Annotated in this window: 18 protein-coding genes; 5 read left to right on the top strand and 13 right to left on the bottom strand. The window is 63.9% G+C overall.

From position 1 onward, the window contains the following. Window positions 1-36: 36 nt before the first annotated feature. Window positions 37-1,026 carry a ketopantoate reductase family protein gene (locus LGR44_RS12055; protein WP_226740768.1) on the bottom strand — a complete coding sequence of 330 codons (990 nt, stop codon included), beginning with the start codon at window positions 1,024-1,026 and terminating at the stop codon, window positions 37-39. Window positions 1,027-1,257: 231 nt separating this feature from the next. On the opposite strand from LGR44_RS12055, the gene LGR44_RS12060 reads away from it, so the two are divergent. The 4 genes from LGR44_RS12060 to LGR44_RS12075 all read left to right on the top strand — a co-directional run bounded on the left by LGR44_RS12060 (window position 1,258) and on the right by LGR44_RS12075 (window position 3,082). Beyond that, complete coding sequence (locus tag LGR44_RS12060) at window positions 1,258-1,734, top strand: YidB family protein (protein ID WP_226740772.1); 477 nt, start codon at window positions 1,258-1,260, stop codon at window positions 1,732-1,734. 121 nt (window positions 1,735-1,855) lie between these two features. Next, window positions 1,856-2,287 carry a PRC-barrel domain-containing protein gene (locus LGR44_RS12065; protein ID WP_226740775.1) on the top strand — a complete coding sequence of 144 codons (432 nt, stop codon included), beginning with the start codon at window positions 1,856-1,858 and terminating at the stop codon, window positions 2,285-2,287. A gap of 45 nt (window positions 2,288-2,332) precedes the next feature. Further along, window positions 2,333-2,593, top strand: a complete 261-nt coding sequence (locus tag LGR44_RS12070; RefSeq protein ID WP_226740778.1) for a PGPGW domain-containing protein — start codon at window positions 2,333-2,335, stop codon at window positions 2,591-2,593. A gap of 204 nt (window positions 2,594-2,797) precedes the next feature. Further along, window positions 2,798-3,082 carry a hypothetical protein gene (locus LGR44_RS12075; protein WP_226740780.1) on the top strand — a complete coding sequence of 95 codons (285 nt, stop codon included), beginning with the start codon at window positions 2,798-2,800 and terminating at the stop codon, window positions 3,080-3,082. Between the two features lie 176 nt (window positions 3,083-3,258). Here LGR44_RS12075 and LGR44_RS12080 read toward each other — a convergent pair whose 3' ends face one another. Beyond that, window positions 3,259-4,023 (bottom strand): SDR family oxidoreductase, encoded by a 765-nt coding sequence (locus LGR44_RS12080; RefSeq protein ID WP_226740783.1) that lies wholly within the window; start codon window positions 4,021-4,023, stop codon window positions 3,259-3,261. 449 nt (window positions 4,024-4,472) lie between these two features. Between LGR44_RS12080 and LGR44_RS12085 the strand changes: the two genes are divergently transcribed. Then, a complete protein-coding gene (locus tag LGR44_RS12085; RefSeq protein WP_226740786.1) occupies window positions 4,473-4,832 on the top strand; it encodes a hypothetical protein in 360 nt (119 codons plus the stop codon). A 252-nt stretch (window positions 4,833-5,084) separates the two neighbouring features. Here LGR44_RS12085 and LGR44_RS22035 read toward each other — a convergent pair whose 3' ends face one another. The 11 genes from LGR44_RS22035 to LGR44_RS12140 all read right to left on the bottom strand — a co-directional run bounded on the left by LGR44_RS22035 (window position 5,085) and on the right by LGR44_RS12140 (window position 21,186). Continuing rightward, on the bottom strand, window positions 5,085-5,213 hold the full coding sequence (locus LGR44_RS22035; protein ID WP_226740788.1) for a YHYH domain-containing protein: 129 nt from the start codon (window positions 5,211-5,213) through the stop codon (window positions 5,085-5,087). A 144-nt stretch (window positions 5,214-5,357) separates the two neighbouring features. Then, on the bottom strand, window positions 5,358-7,388 hold the full coding sequence (locus LGR44_RS12095) for a S8 family peptidase (RefSeq protein WP_226740790.1): 2,031 nt from the start codon (window positions 7,386-7,388) through the stop codon (window positions 5,358-5,360). Between the two features lie 234 nt (window positions 7,389-7,622). Then, window positions 7,623-8,876, bottom strand: a complete 1,254-nt coding sequence (locus LGR44_RS12100; protein ID WP_226740793.1) for an AAA family ATPase — start codon at window positions 8,874-8,876, stop codon at window positions 7,623-7,625. Between the two features lie 646 nt (window positions 8,877-9,522). Beyond that, on the bottom strand, window positions 9,523-11,382 hold the full coding sequence (locus LGR44_RS12105) for a TniQ family protein (protein ID WP_226740796.1): 1,860 nt from the start codon (window positions 11,380-11,382) through the stop codon (window positions 9,523-9,525). Next, window positions 11,379-12,578 carry a TniB family NTP-binding protein gene (locus LGR44_RS12110; protein ID WP_226740799.1) on the bottom strand — a complete coding sequence of 400 codons (1,200 nt, stop codon included), beginning with the start codon at window positions 12,576-12,578 and terminating at the stop codon, window positions 11,379-11,381. Before LGR44_RS12110 ends, LGR44_RS12105 begins: the two co-directional genes overlap by 4 nt. 97 nt (window positions 12,579-12,675) lie before the next feature. After that, window positions 12,676-14,910 carry a Mu transposase C-terminal domain-containing protein gene (locus LGR44_RS12115; RefSeq protein WP_226740801.1) on the bottom strand — a complete coding sequence of 745 codons (2,235 nt, stop codon included), beginning with the start codon at window positions 14,908-14,910 and terminating at the stop codon, window positions 12,676-12,678. 33 nt (window positions 14,911-14,943) lie between these two features. Then, entirely contained in the window at window positions 14,944-15,720 is a 777-nt protein-coding gene (locus LGR44_RS12120) for a Tn7 transposase TnsA N-terminal domain-containing protein (RefSeq protein WP_226740803.1), read from the bottom strand. A 363-nt stretch (window positions 15,721-16,083) separates the two neighbouring features. Further along, window positions 16,084-18,075, bottom strand: a complete 1,992-nt coding sequence (locus tag LGR44_RS12125) for an AAA family ATPase (RefSeq protein WP_226740805.1) — start codon at window positions 18,073-18,075, stop codon at window positions 16,084-16,086. A 250-nt stretch (window positions 18,076-18,325) separates the two neighbouring features. Then, window positions 18,326-18,640 carry a hypothetical protein gene (locus LGR44_RS12130; RefSeq protein ID WP_226740807.1) on the bottom strand — a complete coding sequence of 105 codons (315 nt, stop codon included), beginning with the start codon at window positions 18,638-18,640 and terminating at the stop codon, window positions 18,326-18,328. A 2-nt stretch (window positions 18,641-18,642) separates the two neighbouring features. Continuing rightward, window positions 18,643-18,981: a hypothetical protein gene (locus tag LGR44_RS12135; protein ID WP_190844397.1), complete on the bottom strand. Its 339-nt coding sequence runs from the start codon at window positions 18,979-18,981 to the stop codon at window positions 18,643-18,645. Window positions 18,982-19,863: 882 nt separating this feature from the next. Next, a complete protein-coding gene (locus LGR44_RS12140) occupies window positions 19,864-21,186 on the bottom strand; it encodes a DNA cytosine methyltransferase (RefSeq protein ID WP_226740810.1) in 1,323 nt (440 codons plus the stop codon). Between the last annotated feature and the right edge of the window lie 34 nt (window positions 21,187-21,220).

The following is a 21,220-nucleotide window of genomic DNA, read 5'->3' on the forward strand; positions in this document are numbered from 1 at the left end:
GGCGGCGGGAAAGCCAGCCGCCTGCGCCCGAACGGTTCAGGTCCTGAGATGGGCGCTGGCGGCCGCCAAGCCGGCCTCCGCCTCCGAGACGGAAATCGCGCCCGGCTTGAGCTTCTCGCGCACCATCCTGGCGCTCAACTCGACGAAATAGGCATTGGCCGGAACCGGCACCCCGTGGAGGCGGCCGAGCAGCACGATCTCGCCGTTGAGATAGTCGGTCTCGACGGAGCCGGCTCCGCGGGCGAGACTCTGCGTCGTCGAGCCGCCCGAACGGTCGACGCCCGGAATCGGCTGGTAGCGCATCAATTGCTCGCGGCGCGGATCGGAGGCCCCGATGTCCCGCCAGGGGATTCCGGCCGCCGCGAAGACTGCTTCGGCCTCGGCGCGGAGCAGGGCGCCGAAGTGCTTCAGGTCCGCATCCAGGCCGAGCGCGGCTTCGAGGATGTTGCGGAGGTTGAGCAGCAGCTTGCCGTACTTGCTCTGCATCACGTCGGGCGTGACGAAGGCGGCGATGTTCGCAGCCTCCAGGGCCTCGGCGAGATCGGTGTCGTGCCTGTTGCTGCCTCCCGGATAGCGTCCGATGTCGAATATGCCGTGACGCGGGGTCGAGAAGGCGCTGACCTCGCCGGGAGCCGAGATCGTCGCCGGCATCATGACGGTCACGCCATGGACCTCGGGGAAACGGCGCAGGGCCAGGCGCTCGTTGGTGACGCCGTTCTGAACGCAGAAGATCGGCTGCTCGACGACGCCCGCGGCACGAAGCCGTTCCAGGGCGGCGAGGGTGTCCTGCGTCTTCATCGTCAGCAGGATCGCGTCGTCCGCACGGAAGTCGATCTCGGCGGGATCGGACACGCATGGGGAATGGGCTCGCGCGGTCCGGTCGGGCGACCGGAGCAGCAGGCCGTCGGTTCTGATCGCCTCGAGCTGAGCGCCGCGGGCGATGCCGATCACCTGCTGGCCGGACAGCGCGAGGGCCGCCGCGACCGTGCCGCCGATTGCGCCGACGCCATAGACGATGATCCGCATGATGTTCCCCCCTGAGTGCCGGTGCCGTCGGGCCCGAAGTTGGGCCGCTGCCCCTCATAGCGCGCCGGATGCCGTTTCGGAAAGGGAGCTTGTCCTTGCGTGGGATCTTCCTGGATTCCCGGCCGTTAGGATCCGGTGGGCATCACCCGGAATCCTGACACGACAGGAGCCTGCTGCCTGGCAGCGGGCTTTTTGCTTTCCGGTTTTCGTTCGACACTGAGGAGGATTGGCATGAGCCGCGGATTTCCATCCATGACCGCCCTGTTGGGCCTGCTCGCGATTGCGGGATACCAGAACAGGGACGAGCTTGCCGAAATGCTCGGCGGGCAGGGTTCGAACGGCCCGGGGGGCCAGGGCCCCGGCGGTCAGCAGGGCCACCAGCAGCAGGGAGGGCTGGGCGGCCTCCTTGGCGGCCTGGGCGGCATGGCGGGCGGCGCAGGTGCCGGCGGATTGCTGAACGGCGGCCTCGGCGAGCTGGTGGAGCGCTTCAAACAGAACGGCCAGGGCGAGGCGGCGGAATCCTGGGTCGGCCACGGACCCAACAAGGAGATGTCGCCGCAGGAGCTCGAACAGGCCATCGGCCCCGACGTGCTGGACGACCTGTCCCAGCGGACGGACCTGCCGCGGGACGAGCTGCTCGCGAGGCTCTCGCGGGATCTGCCCAAGGCGGTCGACAGCTACACGCCCGACGGACGGCTGCCCGCATAGGACGGCTTCCGCCGCTGCCGACGAGGGCGGCGTCGGGCTGCAGGTCCTGGATCGGCCCTCGCGGCCCGGCTCCTGCCGGAACGGCCTCGGCGCCATGGCGTTCCCCTCCGAGGAGGATGCCATGCCGACGAAACTGCCAGACGAAAGACAGGTCCGCGAACCGGGGTCGATGGAGCTCGACCCCACGGGCGAGGGCATCGCCGTTGAGGAAACGCGGCGCCTGATCGCCTCCAGCAAGGTCGAGGGCACCCCGGTCTACAACCGGACCGGCGAGGAGCTCGGAACCGTGTACAACTTCATGGTCGACAAGGTCTCCGGACAGGTCGCCTATGTGGTGATGAGCTTCGGCGGCTTTTTGGGGATCGGCGAGAGCTATCATCCGCTGCCCTGGCGCTCGCTGACCTACGACACCCGGCTGGGCGGCTACGTGGTCGACATCGACAAGGACCGGCTTGCCGAGGCTCCGCGCTACGGGGCCGACGAGGATCCGTTCACCGACGACGAGTACGGCGCGAGGGTCGACGCCTACTACAGGACCACACCCACCGCCTGAGCGAAGAGAATTCGGCAGCACGGGCCGCGGCCCGGGACGTGAGTCATGACCAGGCATCACATCGGCTTCGGCGGCAGGCGTGTCGGTCTGCCGCGCTCGCGTGCCCTTCGGATCGGGCTCGGCGTTGCGCTCGTGGCGGCGGGCTTCGTCGGCTTCCTGCCGATCCTGGGATTCTGGATGATCCCTCTGGGCGTGGCCATTCTCTCCATCGATCTGCCGCTCGCGCGCAGGCTTCGCCGCAGGGTCGTGGTGTGGTGGGAGCGCCGCCGCCGGCCGCGTCCGGTCCGGACTCCGATGCGCCGCTAGAAGCGGCTCCGAGCGGCAGGCGGCTTGCCGGCATGGCGCTCATGCAAAAAGAACACTCGCGCCTCCCGGCCGCGACGGGATAAGGCGTCTCTTCACCTCGTCCGAATTCCGCCCTAGTTATCAGAGCGATAGGCGAGAGTGTGTTGGAGCACGTGTGGCGTGAATATGGGCGGGGATCAGTTCTTTGCGATCGGGATTTTGGCTGTGGCCCTGGCTCTGGGCCTGGGGCTGCTCTTCCTGATCGTTCTTCTCGGGCGAAAGCTGTGGGCTTGGATGACCGGTGCGCGCCGGCCGGCGCGTGACGAACCTCCTTCGAACCCGGCTCCGGCCGCTGCGGGCGACGGGGCCTATGCCCCCTCGCTCCTCGCGTCGGACCTCTACGCGATCCGATCCAACCTCAATGCCGTTTCCCGGCAGATCGAGGATCTGGAGCGCAAGCTCCGGCTCGGCTCATCGAATGCCAGCGTCATCGGCTTGAAGCGCAAGTAGTCCGCTGCCGTGCCGCATTTCGGGCGGTGCCGGCCGGCCTGACCCGCGCCCCTCTCCGCCGGCTGCCCAAGCAGCCGCCCCTCCCCACAAGGGGGAGGGAGGGGCCCGGGCCATGAACGGCAAGGGGTGGAGAGCCGGTCCGCTCGCGGCGCCTAGGACCTGCGCCGGCGACCGGGTCAGGTGCGGTTGATCGAGACCCCGCCATCGACCAGAAGGGCGGCCCCCGTCGTGAAGCTCGACGCGTCGGACGCGAGGTAGAGCGCCGACCGGGCGATCTCCTCGGGGCGCGCCCGCCGCTTCAGCGCGTGGAGACCTTCCACGAAGGCCCTCGCCTCCGGCGTGCTGACCCACGCCTCGGCCATGGGGGTGTCCGTGCCTCCGGGGAGGAGCGCGTTGACCCGGATGCCCTTGGGGCCGAACTCGGCCGCCAGCGATTTCGTGAGCCCGATCAGCCCGGCCTTGCTGGCCGCGTAGGACGCCACGCCCGGCATCCCGACCGTGTGGCCCACGAAGGTCGAGGTGAAGATCAGCGAACCGCCTCCACGGTCGAGCATGGCCGGGATTTGGTGCTTCGCGCCCAGGAAGGCGGCGGTGAGGTTCACCGCGAGCGCCTCGTTCCAGCCCTCCAGCGAGACCTCGGGCGTCGGGCCCATTTCGCCGTTCGTGCCGGCATTGTTGAACGCGATGTCCAGGCCCCCGAAGGCATCGACCGCCGTCTCGACCAGGGCGCGGGCAAGCCCCTCGTCCCGCACGTCGCCCGCGACCGCGACGGCCCTGCCGCCCGCCTGCTCGATCTCGGCGACGAGCGCGTTCAGCCCGTCGGCCCGGCGCGCCGCCACCACGAGGTTCGCGCCCTCGCGGGCGAAGAGTTTCGCGGTCGCGTAGCCGATCCCGGAGCTCGCGCCGGTCACGATGGCGGTCTTGTTCGTGAGTGTCGTCATGGATGGGTTCCTCTTTCGCATGGGCCCGATGCCCGGGAAGGAGATCCCAAATGGCGGCCTGCGGCGCGACCCGTTTCCGGCGCCCGATTTCTGTGGCGCAGCCGAACGGGGCGGACCCGCCGATGAGACAGGCCGCGGGCGGGCAGGGGCCTCCGGCCCCCGGCGCCGGGTCGCCGCGCACGCGCCCGCCACCGCTTGCCGGTGGATCGCCCCATCGCCCCGTGCTAAGCCTGACCGTAGAGCCGGGCGCACCCGGCTCCGGGGCGTCAGAACCTCTCCGCAAGCGGTCGGCATCGACCGCTAACGATGCCTCCCTCGCCTTAGGGCCGGGGAGGCGCTGTCGCATGTCCAGGGCGAAAGCCTAAAGGGCAGCGCGGTCGTCTTGCGGCGACTTCTGAACTCCCCGGCCACCAGGGCTCCTGGTGGTCGTCTCACCGGAGGAGTTCGTCATGGACCAGCCCTACAGCGTCATTGCCGATTGGCTTTCGAAGTTTCACACCTGGCCCGAATTCATTCAAGGAATGTGGCTCGTCGCCGTGCCGGTGACCGTGCTCGGCGTCACGTGGATCGTGATGCGGGGCCTGCGCGACCTCGCCGCCGCGTGGCGCGGGCGAGGGGAGGCGACGCTCTACGGCATCCCAAGAGATTGGCCCGGCCCGCCGCTGACCTATCGAGGCGGGAGGTTGCGGATCGCGGAGGGCGAGACGCCCCCGCCGCTCCCCGCGCCGTCCGCACCACCCCCGTCATTCCGGGGCGGTCCGCAGGACCGAGCCCGACCCGAAGGGCCACGCGAAGCTGGAAACCCATAGCCGCTGACGATGCCGGATAAGCCGCGACGAAAGCCGCAGCGCTCAATTCGGAGCGCGTCGTGTTTATGGTTTGCCCGCTTCGCGCGCCCCTTCGGGTCGGTTCCGCTACGCGGCCCCGGAAGTACGGAGCAGCGCACCCCGTCATGCCCGGCCCCGTGCCGGGCATCCACGCTTTGGAACCTCGGCGCCGAAGGAGACGGAGGCCGGGACGAGCCGGCCCCTCTGTCGACGACGAAACTGCTGCGCGGAATGTCAGCGATGGCAGTGGCGGTCGCCTGTTTTACGGCTAGTGTGGCAGCCATTCCTTTCGAGCCCGCCCCCCTTGGCAAGAGCAGAGGTGACAAAAATAGCCGTCAGAATGACGGCAAGCAGTGCTTTCATTAGTATGGGAGTCCATTGCCGTTGCCGGTACCGCCTATACTGTCTGTTATTGGTAACGAGTCCGGTGGCTATTTGGACTGGTGGGTCTCAAACTACGCTGAGCCCTACCCTCATTACTCGCCGTTACTGGCAGTTGGATCAACCTTAATCACTCTCCGCTTCAACTTCGACTTCCTGAGCAACAAGCGCGCTCTCGACATTCTCCGCCATAATGCGCCTGAACTCGTTGTAAGTATCTGCACCTGGGTCTAACGCCTCTAGCACCACTACGAAGCTCACCTGAGCCTGATGTTGGCGCATGAAGTCGTCACTATACTGGAACTGGTTTCGCCAAAACATACGAGCATAAACTTGCAATTCTGGTTGAGGACCAGTGAGCCTAGGCCCATTGTTAGCGGTAAACTCGCCCGAATAGACGCGAACAGGATCCCATTTATGATCGAGAACGCGCGCATCTAGCTCTCTTTCATTCGGGTTCACACATCCAAGCATCGTCGCATTTCTGAAGCCGCCACTTGGCTGTAACCGCCTATATTGAACCCCAGCTTCTAAGCGCGTAGAAATGTAATGGTGGCCCTCCAGCTGAGTAGTCGGGCTCAGGATCGCAACCATTTTAGCGCGTCCGACAAATCTTCCATTCTGGATTAGGCTTTGCGGCACTCTAATTCCTGTCCAGTAGTACCGCTGCATGGCGCTAATATCAGCTGTCCAAGCAATCACTGCTGCATTAGACGGGCAGGTCCAAGGCAGTTCTGGACGGATCGGTGAACCAAATCCTAGCTCATGGCTGTAAGCAGTTAGATCGCAAGAGCTGAGCAGAAGGGCTTTAACTAAGTCAGGAGATGGATCTGCGAGATTGTCCCAGGTGTGTGCGGCAAGACGTGAAACCAAGGGTGCGGCAAAGCTCGTACCCCGATCAGTACCACCTCCTAAAACTCTGTGCTCTGAAAACCAGCTTGTTTCTGGTTTAAGCATACCCTCAGGTCCGAGGCCCACACGAGACAACGAACATGGCTCTGAAGGATTGCCATTCTCATCATGTGTTCGGCCGCTGACGATTATAGCCGCTTCGCAATCTGCAGGTGGAGCAAGCCGTTCTGTCTCTGAACGATTACCGGCAGATATGACAAGGAGTTTGTTATAGCGACGGGAAAGCTCTGAAAGGCCATGCCCAAGACCACTTACATCGTACTCATCACATTCGCGATTAAAGTTCGCAGATAAGTTCCATTCTGGATGCTCAATGAAGGCTCGCTCGATATGAGCGAGCAGAACGCGATCTGGAACGCTGAAATTCGCACCTATTTCAGGTACTGCTTGAACAATCCCAAGCCTGCAATGAAGCTGAGGAAGCTGGAGCTGATTACTCCATAGGTGCCCATCGACTAAGATAGACGCGACTTTATTACCGTGTGCGCGGGCAGCAAATCCGTCTGATGCCAGCGGCTCCATTTCCCAAGCCACAGCGCCACGGTAGCGTGTGGCATGATAACCACCGTCGATGACACCAACAATCGGTTCATCATCAAGTGCCGGCAATACCAGTTCGGGCTCTGGTCCGACTCCAGGATTTGTAGGGCGCAAAGGGGCAACGGGCTCCCACCGGACAATAGCTCCGGAAGCCACCAATTGGTGAAGGACATCATTATCCCGGATGCCAACAGGCAAACTAGGGTTTGCCTGTGCGAGAGCCCTTGCGCCTTCAGCAAATCGAGATGCCGGAAGCCACTCATGTACCGCAGGAGAAGCAGTCTGCTCATAGCTCAAGAGATCCTCGCGCACGGCAAACGCTGGCAAAGCGACGCGATCTTCTTGAGCAAATCGGGCTAAAGTTTCGATGACTGAAGACTGTGCTTTATCAGATAAGAATCCTGGCAAACGAACGTTAAATGTTCGACGCCCACTATTGTCTTCCGAAGCTAAGGACCACGCAATCTCAATGCGGCTGGTATCCTTTAGTACATTTGCAAAGAGATCTGCGGCCTCAATCCGAAAAATGTCGCAGCGCTGAGGATCGGTCGATGGGTTTTGAAGACGCTTCCGAATCCGATCAAAAGCAGAAGTTGTAAACTCAACGATGTAGCCACTGCGCCAAGCCGCGATTAGTTGAGCGCCGACCTGTTGATTGAAGAGATCATGGGGTGTGTGCGTAGTCGCTTGAGAGGCTTTGTCCATCCTCACCCAAAGCAAGACCCTATCGCCGTGTGTAGCGGCCGCCGTCTCAGGTGCGTCCTTTATAGCAGCAAGGCTCGCTAGGAGGCTTTGACGCCGGCGCTGGTATACGTCGGGTTTGATTTTGCTCGCATCCTTTGAACGGCCTGTAATCCCCTGGCGGACAGGCGTCGTTCGCAGTCGAAGCAATGGATTTAATAGAACGTCACCCGTCCCAGGCATATTAACAGGCCCTTCTTACTCGCTATCGACGTTTCTCCTACGCCTCAGAGTTGCAATGACAGCCTGTTTGCTGACGCCAGTCAACCGCCCAATTTTTTCAAACGTTAATTCGTAGTCATCGCGAAGGCGCTTTTGAAGGAGAGTTTTGGTTTCTAGTTCCAGATTGGAAATAGGCGGCATATGCAACTTGCCCTCACGGCTGCCGATCACAGCCCAAGCCAAGCCTGCGAAGTCTATGCCACTACCTGTAAGTACTGCCGTGCGCCGTGCCGCTATAGCTAGTTCTCTAATATCAGAACAAGACAGCCCCTTAGAAATTACACTTAGTATGGCCGCTTCAGTACAATCCTCGGCACGGTCCAAATAAAGACGCCATAATGCCTCTCTCAAATCAAGCTCAGGCAAGCTAACCTCGATTTGATAAGGGAATCGACGAAATATTGCAGGATCAAGCAAATGGGCGTGATTAGTAGCTGCTACGATAACAGTTTTATCATTGATTAAGTCTAGTCCCTGAATAAGTGTATTAACGACGCGCTTAATTTCTCCAAGCTCTCTTTGGTCGTCGCGACGCTTAGCTATTGCGTCGACCTCATCAAGAAATAGAAATCCAGGACCATTTGATGCAAATTCAAATAAAGCGCGTATATTCTTTGCTGTATCGCCTAAAAGTGATGATACAACTGTGTCTAATCTGACTGTGTAGAATGGAAGACCTAAGCGCGCAGCAATATGCCCAGCTATGAATGTCTTGCCTGTGCCTGGCGGCCCAGAAAGTAAAAGATTTAATCGTGAGCCAAGGCCTGCCTCAGAAAGCTGTTTAGAATTTGCCGCCTCTGCAACGAAGCGCGACAGAGCAGCCCCGGCCTGCTCGTCTAGCAGGAGCGGCATAGTTGGCCAAGGCTGCTCTTCAATGAGGGGAACCCTTGATTTCTCATCGACTGGGAGCTGACTTACAGAACGTACATCATTGAGGGACACTAATCTGCGTTGAATCGCAGAACTGATCCTGCCCTGGACTTCACGTCTGTCAGGTCCACGATACTCACGGGCAAATAGGCTCCCGATGTGTCGGATTGCGTCTTGATTACCTGAGAGAGCAACGTCTACCAGGTCGGCAAACCACTTACCGACAGAAGGCGAATTTTCCGGCACATCAGGAGCATAGCTAGGCTGAAGCACATTACGGTTCATTTCGCCCTCCCAAACCGAATGCCCGGGAATCCTTTTCTGGTTACCGGGCAACATATTTCGCTTGGAATTTGCCATTATTGGCCTCCGCCGGCAACCAAAATGGTGCCTTGGGGTAACGTTCTTTGGTATATTTGGTTGCCATAGACCAGGCCAAGGCTTGGGTCCAGACTCTAGGACGCGACTACTTCACGTTGAATAGCTTTGGGAGTCTTTGGCGGCGCAAATCTGATGCAAGCTCTGTGCTGGGGAGGCAAGCACAGATGGAGAGGGCGTATTATCTTGATCTTCGCGAACGAGTGTTGCCCGTGTGCTGGCGGGGGAGCGTCGTGAACCAGTCGCAGCGGTATCGGACGGCTGCGAGCGCGGCTCCGAAGCCGATGGACTACGGTGCTGGCTTGCCCTGGCAGTCGAGCGTGCCTAGCTTTTGGGATGCAGCGCTCTCAAGCGATCTGTAACACTGCACTAGCCGCAGAAGTCGGCGGATTGCGACGTCGTAGTCAGCTATGTAAATTGACTCAATAATTTTCACCAGGGGCGGCTAAAACCCTTATTTTCTGGGACCTGACTTCAGCCTCTGACGCACTACCTCTTCGATTTGACTCACCAACACGTCATCGATTTTAGCCTCGAACGGGAACCCGGCACCCATCGTCAAGCCAACAAAAAGCCCCCGAGGAACTCCTCGGAGGCTCGCCGCCTGATCGTTGTGAGTGCGTTTAAGTCATGCGGGGACCGCGTCGCGCCGGAACAGCAGTGTCCTTTTCGCGGCCTCTATCACGATGGCCGGCTTTATGCCGCGCGCGGCAAGCATCCTTTGCAACGCCTCGCGCGACTGTTGCCGCTCCCGGGCAAGCCGCGACAGGGTGACGGTCTCGGTCTCGAACCGCGTCATCTCCGCCTCGGTCACCACCGTCTGGGGACAGCGGTTGACCGGGTTGACGGCAATCTCGGTTGCGAGATGCCCGCCCTCGATCAGACCCCTGATGGCGGAGGTGTGAACGCCGAGGCGCCGCTCGACCGCGCGCAACGAGAGGCTGCCGTGATCCGGACGGCGCACCGCCGCCCGGACTTCCTCCACATCCACAAGCACTGATAGGTAGCCGCGCGTGTCCGTCCTCTGGCCGACGAACGACAAGCGCCCCTCAAAGATCGCTGTCACGATTTCCCGCGCTGAGCAGTTCGCCCGCTTGGCGGCGTCGGGAATGGTGGCCATCCCCTCCAACGGCGCGGTGACCAGCTCGGCGTCGGCGAGCAAACGGGCGAGGAAGCAATCAAGCTCGGCGCGAGCAAACATCGGGCGCAGTTCCGAGCCCTTGCCGGAAAGCGGCTGGATGAGGCCGGCCTCATGCAGCAGTGCCATCTGCACCCGCGGCGCATTGAGGTAGTGACCGGCCCGCTTGAGGCTGAGCGCCCCGCTCACCTCAAGCGCCAGGTTCGCGGCAGCACCCGCCAGAAACACCACACGGTCATCGGACAAAGCGCGGCTATCGTCATCGATAAGTCCGTGACGCAGAAGCAGCTTTCGCAGGCGCTTCGGGTGCTCGCCAGTTTCCTGCGCCAGGGTGCGGATCGAGTGCAGGCGTCGCTCGGCGACGGGCATGCCGAAGATCTCATCCCCGGGACCGATCGCCGTGGTGGCGATCAGGTGACGGGCGATCCTGTCCCTGATGGCGGCGTAAGCGGGATCCTTCTCCTCGCTCGAGAGCCACTCGTACAGGCGGCCGAACTTGCGCCGGGGCCGTCCGTCCTCAACCGCCTGCACCTGATCGCGCAGACGGGTCAGGAGGTTCGTGAAGGCCTCGTCTCCGGCCACCGCGATGCGGTAGCCCTCGTCGCCGGCTGCGCGCCACTGCATCTCGCTGAGACGGCTGCGGCGCACCCGCGGGCCATGCAGGGATACGGCGCCGACCATCTCGCACGCGCGGGCGATTGCGTACCACGGCAAGCCATCGAGCATCGGCACGGTCGGTGCATGGCCCCACATCCGTGCGAGCAGGTCAGCCTCGAACGGCGAGGCCGGAAGCTCCTCGCCCTTGATCCGTTCCGTCGTGATCATCGCCCAGTTCGCCTGCACAGCCGCGGCGAAGTCGGGCACGCCCGGCTTCGCATCGGGCACAGGCAGACAGGTGAGTGCGAGCCCGTGCCGCGCGCAGGTCCGGACTGAGGCCAGCGTCCAGGCGGCGCGGCCATAGGGACGAAGGCGGTCGGGGCCGGAGCGGCTGTCGAGATCCTCGGCGAGACATGACAGGCACACGCGCACCCTGGAGCGGAACAAGCTCATGGGCCGTAGCACCTGCCCGTTGAGGCTGAACACCTGGGCCTCGCCCTGCGGCTCCTCGCGCCTGAGCGAGAAGCGGCGCAGAGCCTCGAGATCGGCTCCCGTTGCGGCACTCAGACGGGATAAGGCCGCTTCCTCACCGCAGGCCAGGCTCACGGCATTGACACGCAGGTCGCCGCAGAAGGTACCGAGGTCCAGACCGTACATGGCACCGTTGAGCGAGCCATGGCTGATCGCGGTCTCGCCGAGACCGAAGTCGACGGTGTAGCGCAGGCGCTTCGGAAGGGGCATGTGAGCACTCATGCGCGGCCTCCCTTGCGGCGGGAAGGCGTGGGGGCCTCGGGCTGCACCGCGGTAGGAACGAACCCGGACGCCACGAACTCCCAGTCGCGCACGGTGAACAGGTTTTCGTCCGGCGCGCAGCCCGTGCCGGCGGCGTAGGCGGATGCGAAGTGCTTCGGGGTAAGCTCCTCCGCTCCGGTTCTGATCGCCTCCTCGGCCGCCGCGCGGCAGATCTGGATCACCAGCCCGAACTGACCGCCCGCCGCCCGGCACAGGCGCGCCAGGAACTCGTCACCGAGGAGGTCGACAGGCGTCAATTCGGCGAGGCCTTCGCTCACCGTCCTGACGATCAGGCGCAGACCATCGACGTCCTCGGGGAACGAGAGCGGGGTGAAGCGCACGAAGCGGCAGCGGCGCTGAAGCTGGACGTCGGTCTTGACGAAGTCGACGAGCGCCGGCAGCCCCGAGAGAATGAGCGAGACTGGGTTCTCGGCATGCTGCATCAGATTCTTGAGCGTGTCGGACAGCTTCTGCATCTCGTGCGCGTTGTTGGCACTGAGCGCGTGCTGCATCTCGTCGATGTGGACGATCCTTACCTGCCTGACGCGGAGCTGCTCGCGCAGGCGGCTGTAGGCGACGTTCTCGCGGATGTCGCGCACCATGCCGTAGCCGAGACCCTGGTTCATCACCTCCATGGCCAAGGCCCGCGGGGTGAAGGGCGAGGGCGCGGTGATCGACACGATAGGCACAACGGGACCAACGGCGAGATTGCGCGGCTGGAGCTCGACCTGCGAGGCAATCAGGCGCGCGATCGCCGCCGACTTGCCGGCGCCGCTGTCGCCGACCACGACGAGGGCGCGGCCCTCGACACGGCGACCGGAGACGTTGAGCCCGTGCAGGTCCTTGAGGCGGGTGATCTCATCCTTGAGTACTTCGTACATGCCTGTGCGGATGAAGCCCGCGTTGAGCCGCTCGATGCGTGCGATGATGCGCTCGTGGCCCAAATCACGCAGGATCGTGATCGGACCGGACCTGCTCACACCTTGCGTGAGGTCGAGCACGGGCTCGGGCAGGATCTCCGTCGTGGGGAGGGTATCGGCGAGAGCGCCGCCCTCGCGCAGCGGCACGATGTTGTCGGAAACAGTAGCGGTCTGGGTCGTCATCGGTGTCTCGGTCTCCTGGTGCGGGGTGGCGGGGAAAGTCGTGGACGAGGTCATGTGCAGGTCTCCTGGTTGGGAAGGATCGGTCACGGAATGGCTTCTCTCGGGTGGGGGCATGCTTGGGTCTCCTTGCAGGGGTGAAGGGGTGTCCGGCTCACTTGTCGCTCTCCACGGTCCAGGTGCCGGCGGGGCCGTAGGGGGAGGCCGGAGCCGGGGCGGCGTCGCCGAGGATGTCGGCGTCGGCGCCCTCGGCAGCCGTGCCGGCGGTCTCGTCCTCGCCATCGGTCAAGCCGAGCAGGTCGTCGTGGCTGGCCGCGACAGCAGCGCTCTCGCGGATGCTGAAGGTGCGGAACAGGTCGCGCTCACAGCGGTTGAGCTCGGCGTCGGTGGCTTCCGGCGGCGCGATGCCACAGCGAGCGCGGGCTGCGTCACCGATGGCGCGGATCGCCGCGACCGCCTCCAGCACGATCGGGCGGGCAAGTTTCGCCTGGGTGGCGAAGCGATGGCGCAGGCGCTCGCCGGTTGCGATCCAGTCGCTCATGATCAGCCCTTGCGCGAAGCTCTCCACGCACGGCACCGCGATCCAGCGCTCCCCCGGCACCTTGACTGAGATCGCGCCGAGATCCTGGGCGTCGACCTTGATATGCACCTTCTGCTGCCGCACGAGACGGCGCAGGCGCTGAAGCTCCAGCGACTGGTAGCGCAGGCCGAGGAAACGCACGCCCTCCTTGCCGATCTTGCGCTTGACGACGCGTCCGAAGACCTCGCGCTGACGGCGCGGGCCAGGCTCGGGCGCCACCGCCCATTCCCGCGACAGCCGGGCCCAGGCGTTCGCCGGCGTCTCGCCTTTGAGCCCTGCATGCGGGGTCTGGTGGTAGATGTCGGCCACCGCCCGCACCGCGCACTGCAACAGCTCGTCGGCGGTGACGCACGCGTTGGCCCCCGGATCGTAATCGGCGCGGTCGACCGGATTGGCGAAGGTGCGCCCGCTCAGATCCGCGAGTGTGATCCCCTCCAGGGTATCGAACAGGCGCTCAATGGTGCCGCGCAGTTCGGGGTGTCCGCCGGGCGCCTGCTCGAACGGAATGCCAAGCTGCATCAGCAGCTCGCAATAGGCAGGGCCGAACGCGGGGCCTTGGTCGGTGACGATCAGGGAGGGCTTGCCGCGGTACGGCCACAGCATGCGGCAGCCGGCGGATTGGGCCAGCGCCGACTTGTCGGACATCATCATCCGCAGGGCCGCCGAACTGCTGTCGCGGGACGGCGCGTGGATCGACATGTGCAGGGCGAGGATGACCCGCGAGGCGCAGTCGATCGCTGCTGTGATCCAGCAGCGGCACTTTTGCAACTCCTCGCGCTGCTTGTCCGTGAACGTCGCCCACAGCTTGGTGCCGGCCAGCACCGTGACAAGCGGCACCTCCCACTCGTCCATCTCGACGCGTTCCAGCAGGCGCGTGACGGTCACGCCTTGGTGCACCACGTAGAAGTGATGCTTGGCGTAGGCCGCGCCCTTGCGCGCTGCCATGACCTTGAACGGGTCGAGCTTGTCGATGGCGCGGTAGACAGTGCGCAGGTTGGGCGCCTTGAGTTCGGGCTCGCCCTTGCCTTCTGCCTTGCGCTTGTCGTTCTCCTGGCCGATGCGCCGCTCGATCTCGATCAGCAGCTTGGGAGCCGAGGGCCGCAGGTTGCTGGCATAACCCTTGACCACATCGTTGAGGATCTCGCGCACCTTCGCGTCGAGACGGTCGGTGCGGTAGCCGCGGCGATGTTTGGCGTCCATCAGGCACGAGATGTCTCCATCGGTCTCCTGCCAGCGCTTGAGCCAGCGGCGCACCTGCCACGGTTCCGGCAGTTCGGGACGCTCCGGCTTGTCCGATCCGGGGCCGCGGCTGTTCTTGTAGTAGGCCTTCTCGTGCTTCCAGCGCTCGCGGGCTTCCCGGGTCAGCTCCTTGTCGATCATTTCGAGGACGTCGCGCAGCTTGTCGTCGGCGAGGCTCGGAGCCTCGCCCCTAGCGCGCTTCTCGATCAGGCGCAGGATGAACTGCTGGCGGGTGAACACCACCGCCTGATCGTCTTCGGGAAGGTCGAAGACGGTGCGGGCGCCGTGGATCAGGCGCAGGTTGGCCCTGTTGCGGGCGAAGTAGTTGCGCTCGACCTCGAGGCGGTCGGCCTCATGCAGGCCCCAGAGCTGGGCATGGGTGAAGGTCTGGTGCAGGCCCGCGCCGTCCATGCTCTTGAGCAATACGAATTGCGGGCGGATGTCGAGGCAGCGGTGCGGGGTGCCGTCGACCAGGACGCGGTCGTCGGGGAACAGCGCCATCATGTCCGTGCGGGTGGATTCCGGCAGCGGGGTGGTTTGGGAATTCGTGAGCTTCAGGGCAGTGGACATGCAAAACCTCGTGTTGGGGTGAATCGGAAGGGTTCAGTGGGCGCGAACGGGAATGACGGAGGCGCCCATGGTGATGCGGCCGTGGCGCGAGAGCGTGAGGAGGCCGTCGCCGATCAGGCAGGCGATGGCCGGCAGGGCATGACCCTCAAGCCCGCTCGCTTCCACGAGATCGGCAATGCGCACCGCGCCGGTGACGTCGTCGAGCAGGCCCAGTACCCGAGCGAGATGGGCCTCATCGCGGCGCTGGAAGGCGTCGAGGATCATGGGGGCGTTGTGCACCCGGTCCGCCGTAATGTGGGCTTCCGTGCGCAGCACTACGCTGGTGGCGAAGGCGGGATCGAGCTGGGCCCGGATGAGTTCGAGCACGCGCTCGATCCCGGTGCTTGCCACCTTGATGGCGGGCTTGACCGCAAACGCGATGCGGCGCCCGTCGTGCAGGACGGCGAGGTAGTCGAAGGTGTGCTCGTGCACGACGCCGTCCTCGTCGACGTATTCGACCGGCGGCGGCTGGTCCCAGATCCAGGCGACGCGCGGGTCGGTGCGCAGCAGCAGGTAGAAGCCGCCCTCAAGACCGCTTTCGCCGGTGACGACACGGTTGATCACCGGATCAGGGATGAAGGCGTGGAAGGAGCCCTTGAAGTTGCGCGGCAGATTGCGCGAGGCGACCGACGCCTGCGGCGGCGTCCAAGCGTCCGGGAAGGGATCGTTCGGGGCGGGCGCGGGCGGCTGGAAGCGCAGCGACAGCGGCTTGGTCCAGTCGGGCAGGTGGGCAGGGGTCTCGGGCGTGCGGTGGGGATTGGGCAGGGACAAGGCAAAGCTCTCCTGTGCTCCGGCGCGGCGCTCCGGAGCGATGGCAGTGGGATGGGACGAGGAGCGGCCGCTGATGGGCCGCGTCAGGTCAGGCCGCTATTCGGCGGAGAGCGCAGCCGAGGTCGGGAAAGGCCAATGTTGGGCGCTGGGGTGAGGCTGAGCGCATGGCCTGCTTCGACTCCACATAGTCGTCTGTCACCGCGGCAAAGACCGCGGCGGCAGAGACAGCGTGGGCGGAAACAGGACGGATCATCAGGGGCCTCGTTGAAACGGTCGTCCGCCTTTGCCAGGTCACGAGGGATGGCGTCAATCACGGCGGATGAGTCCTTGGAAGAGCCGATCACGAAGTGTTCCATGCTGGGTTCAGATGGCGGGCGAACCCTTCGCGGGGCCTGATTTTGCTGAAGTTTTCGGGCGCCTGCGGCGCGTGCCGGACGCGTCGACTGCGTTCGTCCCGGGGGCGGCGTTGAGGATTGGGTCGGGCCTGTGCGCTTGCACAATGGCGACGATGTCGCGAAAATGGATTTCACCTTTGTTCGCAAGCGCTTCCGTCAGCTCGAGCAGCGCCGCGCGGTGGCCGGACAACAGGGATTCGGCCTTTTCTCGGCAAAAGTGGAGAATGTTGTCCACACGCTCCCGCAATGCGGCGTCCGCGTTCAGCAGGTCGAGGAAATCCCGGTCCTGCATGCTGCCGCGATAGACGAGCGACGCGCCCATGCCGGCCGCGACCTCCAGCGCCAGCGCCCGCAATGTGGCATGGTGCAGGTCCGAGCCCACGCGGCTGCCCGAGCCGTCGCAATGCTCGCCCAGCAGCATCGTCTCTGCCGCCATACCGGCCAGCAGCGCCGCAATATCGCCGAGATAGGCCGAGCGGGTCAGCGGCACTGCGACCTGTCGCCCGAAGATCGTCTCGCCGGCAGGCAGTCCGGGCGGGGACACGCGGATCACCCGCGCCATCAGCGGCGGGTTGCTCGTCTCGGACATGACCAGGCAGCCGACGAGCGCATGCGCCGCCTCGTGCAGGCAGGTACGGTGATAGGCGTCCTCCGAGAGCGCAATTAGCCGCGGCGTCGAAGCATTCAGATCGTCGAGGGTTACCGGCCGCTTCTCCAAGCGTGCCTTGCGCCTAGCATCGCGCACGATCTTCTCGAGATCGGCGCCGGACAGGCCCTCCAGCCGCCGGCTCAGGGGCATCAGGTCGGCGCCTCCGAGAAGCTCAGCGAGATGGAAACGCAGGATCGCGGCGCGGGCCGTGGCATCGGGGAGCGGGATCGCGATCAGGCGTTCCAACCGTCCCGGACGCAGGATCGCGGGGTCAATCTTGTCGGGGTAGTTCGTCGCCCCGATGACCACGACGCCCTCGCGGCCGTCGGCGCCGTCGAGACATTCGAGGAGGCCGTTGATCACCTCGCGGCGATACTGCTCGTTGCGGGCATCAATGAGTTGCGACCGGTCGCCGAAGCTATCGATCTCGTCGAGGAACGGGATGCAGGGCGCGTTCCGCTTGGCCTCGTCGAAAGCCTTGCGCATGGCCTTCAACAGATCGCCGAGATGGCCCATGGCCTGCCAGCGGGCGAGCGAGTGGATGAAGATCGGCACGTTGCAGGATCTGGCGATGGCCTTCGCGGCGGTGGTCTTGCCGGTGCCGGAGTTGCCGTGCATCACCACGCCCTTGGGCATCTCGGCCCAGGTGATCTCCTTCGCCTGGTAAGCCAGCCAGTCGACGACGAGCGACTGCCCCCACTCGGCAACCTCTCCGAGACCGGCGAGTTCGGCAAGGGTCGGATCTGTCCTGGTATCGCGCACAGACTCGGTGGGAACCACGGGGGCTTGCGCCACGCGGCTTAAAGAAGCCAGCGCCCGGGACAGGCTGGCGCGGGTGCGCAAGGCCGCGGTGACCGCGGTGATCGACAGCCCGCTCACGTCAGGCAGCTCGTGGGTGGCCGGTGCCTGCCCGAAGAAGGCATACAGCACGCCGCGCAAGGCATGAGAGTCGCAGGGCGCGAGCGGCACCACTGCCTCCGCCGCCTGTCGGAAGAAGGACGGGATGTCGGCGTCCTCGGTGGCCAACACCAGCACGCGGCGGTGCTTGGCCAGCAGCGCCGCAGCGTCGGCATCCTTCCACCGCAGTTTCTCCTCAATGGAGATGATCCTCACGGCATCCGCATTGCGATCCTCGATGACCAGATCGAGGTTGTTCCATTCCCTGCGCGCCCGCAGCAGGAGCGTCTCGCTGGCTTCCTTGACGAGAGTAAGATCCTGGGCATGCCGCACGATGAGGGCGATTGCGCCGCTGCCGCCGCGCAGGAGGTTGTGCGCGCCGGCCTGGCGCACGGCGCGCACGATCAGATCCATGGCAAGACGCTTAGCCGGATCGGTGACGGGCGACAGGGCCTTGCGCTTGCGCCGTAACGGCTTGTCGGCGGGCTTGGGTTTTGGCGTGTGACGGAGGCGGCAGGATCGCTGCATGGACGAGCGGGACGAAGAAGGCATGGATCATCGTTCAGGCGCGCGAGGCTGCCTGTCCTTTGTGGGGTTCGGGATGGGTGGTAAGGGGGAAGGGCGCGAGCCGGCGCGATGCGGCCGGCCCGGCAATGGTGGGCTGTCAGCCCGCGGCCAGGCCGAGCGCGTAGAAGCGGCTGAGAGTGCGGGCGTAGCCGAGTTCGGGTGCGAGCACCCACAGGCCGCTCGTGACGGCGGGGCGCAGGTCGGCGATCTCGGGATGACCCTCGACGACCCCCGTCAGGCACGGCTCCGTCTGCAAGGAGAGTGTCCAGCCGTTGAGCAATGGAGCCCCGTCGAGAACGTCACGCCCGGGATGCCGGCCTGCCGCGATCGCCTCCATATCGGCGACGAGGCGCTTGAGGCGTGCGATCTCCGGTAAGAGCTGCGGCGCGGGGCCGTCACGACGCACGATCATGCTCATGCCCGGTTCTCCAGCCAATCAGTCGCTGTCGGCTCGGCCCTTCGAATGCGGGTCCAGGGATCGAGAGGGCCGGCATCGAGATCGGCGACGATGACGCCCTTCACGATCAGGGCGGCGAGCACTGCCACCGGTTGAGCACTTTCTCTCAGCACATGTAGACAGCCAGTCACGGGCAGCGAGCCATACTCGTCGAGGCAGGCGAGCAACAGAACGCGCTCGTGCAGCGCAACCGGATGATCGGCGTAAGGAAGAAGCTCGTCACGGGCTTCCTGGCAATTGGGCAAAGGCCAGGGTTCGCCGTCGCGGCCTGCGACGGCGGGAGAGGGCATGGGCATGGTCAAAACACTCAATCTGCGGGGACGACGCCCCTAGTGACGCTCAAGGTGCAAAAGACGATGCGCACCTTGCTCCTCCGATCCGTAAGTATCCGCCGGAGGCCTCTCAGGGCCGAGGGAATATTGATGGCATCGGAAAGCCTTCAATTGTTAGGATTTAATTGATCCAAAAGGCAATACGCGGAAGCGGCTTAAAATCTGATGCGGCAATCGTGCCGGCATTTGGGACATTCCGGCGGATAGAGCGCGAATTGTTGACAAGAACCTTGCAACATCCTGTGCGAATTCTTACGCCTACCACTTCGACGAGGATCCAATCCTGCCCAGGCAATTCGAGGCGCAGGATTCGTAGCGTGCGGCCGTGCCGGTGCGGTTGGGGCAGAGCATCGCGACGATCGGCGCTCCCGCCGAATACAAGCGGAAAGCGACTCGTAAAGAAAGTTATCCCGGGGCTGAGGCCAACCATGGTTAAAATTTTCTGCAAGCCCCTCGCTCAGCAGCGTTATTCGGCATTTTAGGGATGTGGATAATCCACAAGTGCGCAGGTGGCACGATGGGCGGGAATGGGGAGATCGAGAGGGTGTTGACCGGAGATCCAGCTTCGTCCCAGGTTGCCCACGTTGCATCACAGAGGGTGTGCGAGGCCGGCAATCTGGTCGGGCAAGGCTGCGGTTCGCACAACCTGCCAAGCCGCGTTGGCGCTATTTATCGCGAGATTAGCCCAGTTTTATCGAAGTTCGCTAAACCCGCCGGAGCGGCAACCGATGCCAAGCCTCCCCTTTCGCAGTGATCAGGGTATGGTCACGCAACCCTCGCCCTGGAATGCCTCGGCGGCTGAACGCCAGGGCCGGTGTGGCCCTGGCTCAAGCGTATAGGGAAGGCTCAAGCCGCCTTCCTCGACCCGATCCTCAGCTTTGCGATGGGAGCGTGCTCATCCTGCGGATCATCGTTCTCGTAAGCCTCGGTCATCTCCTTCGCCAAGTCCCGCATCCGCTTTTGCCGCGGCAGGTCGCGCCACTCGGCATGCATCCGCAGGGACAGCCGGATGTCCGACTTCACCGAGGCTGACAGGCCTGCGAATTCCTTGTTCTTCTCCAGCAGAGCGAGTTCGAGGTCAATGTCGGCTAGCATGCGCCCGTTCAGCAGCTTGCGGCCGCGGTTGAGATAAGTTTTGCGGTTGCGCAGAACCTGACCTTTCGCTTTCTTCGCCTTGGTCAGCCAAGTGACGAAGTCCGTCTCAATGGCTGGAATGCTGTGGCCCTCATCCCGTGCCTTGATGATGCGGCCGAGCGCTTCCGCCAGCTTCACCGGCACGGCATTGGCGATCATTTGGGCCTTGTTCTTCTTGGTCAGCCCACTCCAGTCCCAAGACTTGGGGAAGCCCTGGATCAGGGAGAGCTCGTCGACGGAGAGCGGTGGCACATCCTGCCCACGGGCGAGATCCTTCGCATGCTTGATATAGCGGCTCGATGCCGGTTCGTGCGAGGTCGTGATGATTGTGGGACATGGCAGATCGATCGAGCGCACGCCAGGTTGTAGGCTGAACGGGCGCATGTAGTAGACGCGGGTTTCGGGCGGGGACTTGCCGTCACCCGGGTGTACGCCGACGTCGTCGCCGAGCAGGTCACGTACGCTCATCGGCTTGTCGCTGCGGGACTCCACCAAGGCGCTGTCGAGGAAGCCATCGGCTTCGTCCAACCTGCCGATGACAATGAAGCGGCGTCTGGCCTGGGCGACGCCGTAGAAGCTGGCATCGACGATCTGCTCGGTGAGGCCGTAGCCAGCCCGCTTGAGGATCTTACGTGCGCGCTGGTAGGCCTTGGACTTCTTGGCCTCCGGCACGTTCTCCATCAACAGCCAGCGTGGTCGCAGGGCCACGACAAAGATGGCAAACGCCAGGGTAACGTCGGCTCGACTGCCCTCGATGCGCGCGCCGGCGGAAGAGAAATCCTGGCATGGAGGCGATCCCACGATGATATCGCACGACTTGGTGAGAGCTTCCGGCACCACCGCAAGCAGGTTGGCCAGATCGCCCTGGACGGCGTGACGGCCCGGACGGGCGAGCAGCGAAGGCGACTTGATGTTCTGGCGATAGATCTTGACCGCTTCGGACCAGAAATCGATGGCCAGTCCTATTTTGAATCCTGCCTTCCTCAGGCCCAGCGACATGCCGCCGGCCCCACAGCACACTTCGACTGCGTTCATCCTCAAAGCCCCCGAGTTCTTCATTGTCGAATCA

Source organism: Microvirga lenta, assembly GCF_020532555.1.
Classification (GTDB): domain Bacteria; phylum Pseudomonadota; class Alphaproteobacteria; order Rhizobiales; family Beijerinckiaceae; genus Microvirga; species Microvirga lenta.

What these genes read in the sequence shown, in the direction of transcription:
- LGR44_RS12055 (WP_226740768.1), bottom strand. Translation starts at nt 1,026, where the DNA reads ATGCGGATCATCGTCTATGGCGTCGGCGCAATCGGCGGCACGGTCGCG.
- LGR44_RS12060 (WP_226740772.1), top strand. Translation starts at nt 1,258, where the DNA reads ATGAGCCGCGGATTTCCATCCATGACCGCCCTGTTGGGCCTGCTCGCG.
- LGR44_RS12065 (WP_226740775.1), top strand. Translation starts at nt 1,856, where the DNA reads ATGCCGACGAAACTGCCAGACGAAAGACAGGTCCGCGAACCGGGGTCG.
- LGR44_RS12070 (WP_226740778.1), top strand. Translation starts at nt 2,333, where the DNA reads ATGACCAGGCATCACATCGGCTTCGGCGGCAGGCGTGTCGGTCTGCCG.
- LGR44_RS12080 (WP_226740783.1), bottom strand. Translation starts at nt 4,023, where the DNA reads ATGACGACACTCACGAACAAGACCGCCATCGTGACCGGCGCGAGCTCC.
- LGR44_RS12085 (WP_226740786.1), top strand. Translation starts at nt 4,473, where the DNA reads ATGGACCAGCCCTACAGCGTCATTGCCGATTGGCTTTCGAAGTTTCAC.
- LGR44_RS22035 (WP_226740788.1), bottom strand. Translation starts at nt 5,213, where the DNA reads ATGAAAGCACTGCTTGCCGTCATTCTGACGGCTATTTTTGTCACCTCT.
- LGR44_RS12095 (WP_226740790.1), bottom strand. Translation starts at nt 7,388, where the DNA reads ATGGACAAAGCCTCTCAAGCGACTACGCACACACCCCATGATCTCTTC.
- LGR44_RS12100 (WP_226740793.1), bottom strand. Translation starts at nt 8,876, where the DNA reads ATGGCAAATTCCAAGCGAAATATGTTGCCCGGTAACCAGAAAAGGATT.
- LGR44_RS12105 (WP_226740796.1), bottom strand. Translation starts at nt 11,382, where the DNA reads ATGAGTGCTCACATGCCCCTTCCGAAGCGCCTGCGCTACACCGTCGAC.
- LGR44_RS12110 (WP_226740799.1), bottom strand. Translation starts at nt 12,578, where the DNA reads ATGACCTCGTCCACGACTTTCCCCGCCACCCCGCACCAGGAGACCGAG.
- LGR44_RS12115 (WP_226740801.1), bottom strand. Translation starts at nt 14,910, where the DNA reads ATGTCCACTGCCCTGAAGCTCACGAATTCCCAAACCACCCCGCTGCCG.
- LGR44_RS12125 (WP_226740805.1), bottom strand. Translation starts at nt 18,075, where the DNA reads ATGGATCTGATCGTGCGCGCCGTGCGCCAGGCCGGCGCGCACAACCTC.
- LGR44_RS12130 (WP_226740807.1), bottom strand. Translation starts at nt 18,640, where the DNA reads ATGATCGTGCGTCGTGACGGCCCCGCGCCGCAGCTCTTACCGGAGATC.
- LGR44_RS12135 (WP_190844397.1), bottom strand. Translation starts at nt 18,981, where the DNA reads ATGCCCATGCCCTCTCCCGCCGTCGCAGGCCGCGACGGCGAACCCTGG.
- LGR44_RS12140 (WP_226740810.1), bottom strand. Translation starts at nt 21,186, where the DNA reads ATGAACGCAGTCGAAGTGTGCTGTGGGGCCGGCGGCATGTCGCTGGGC.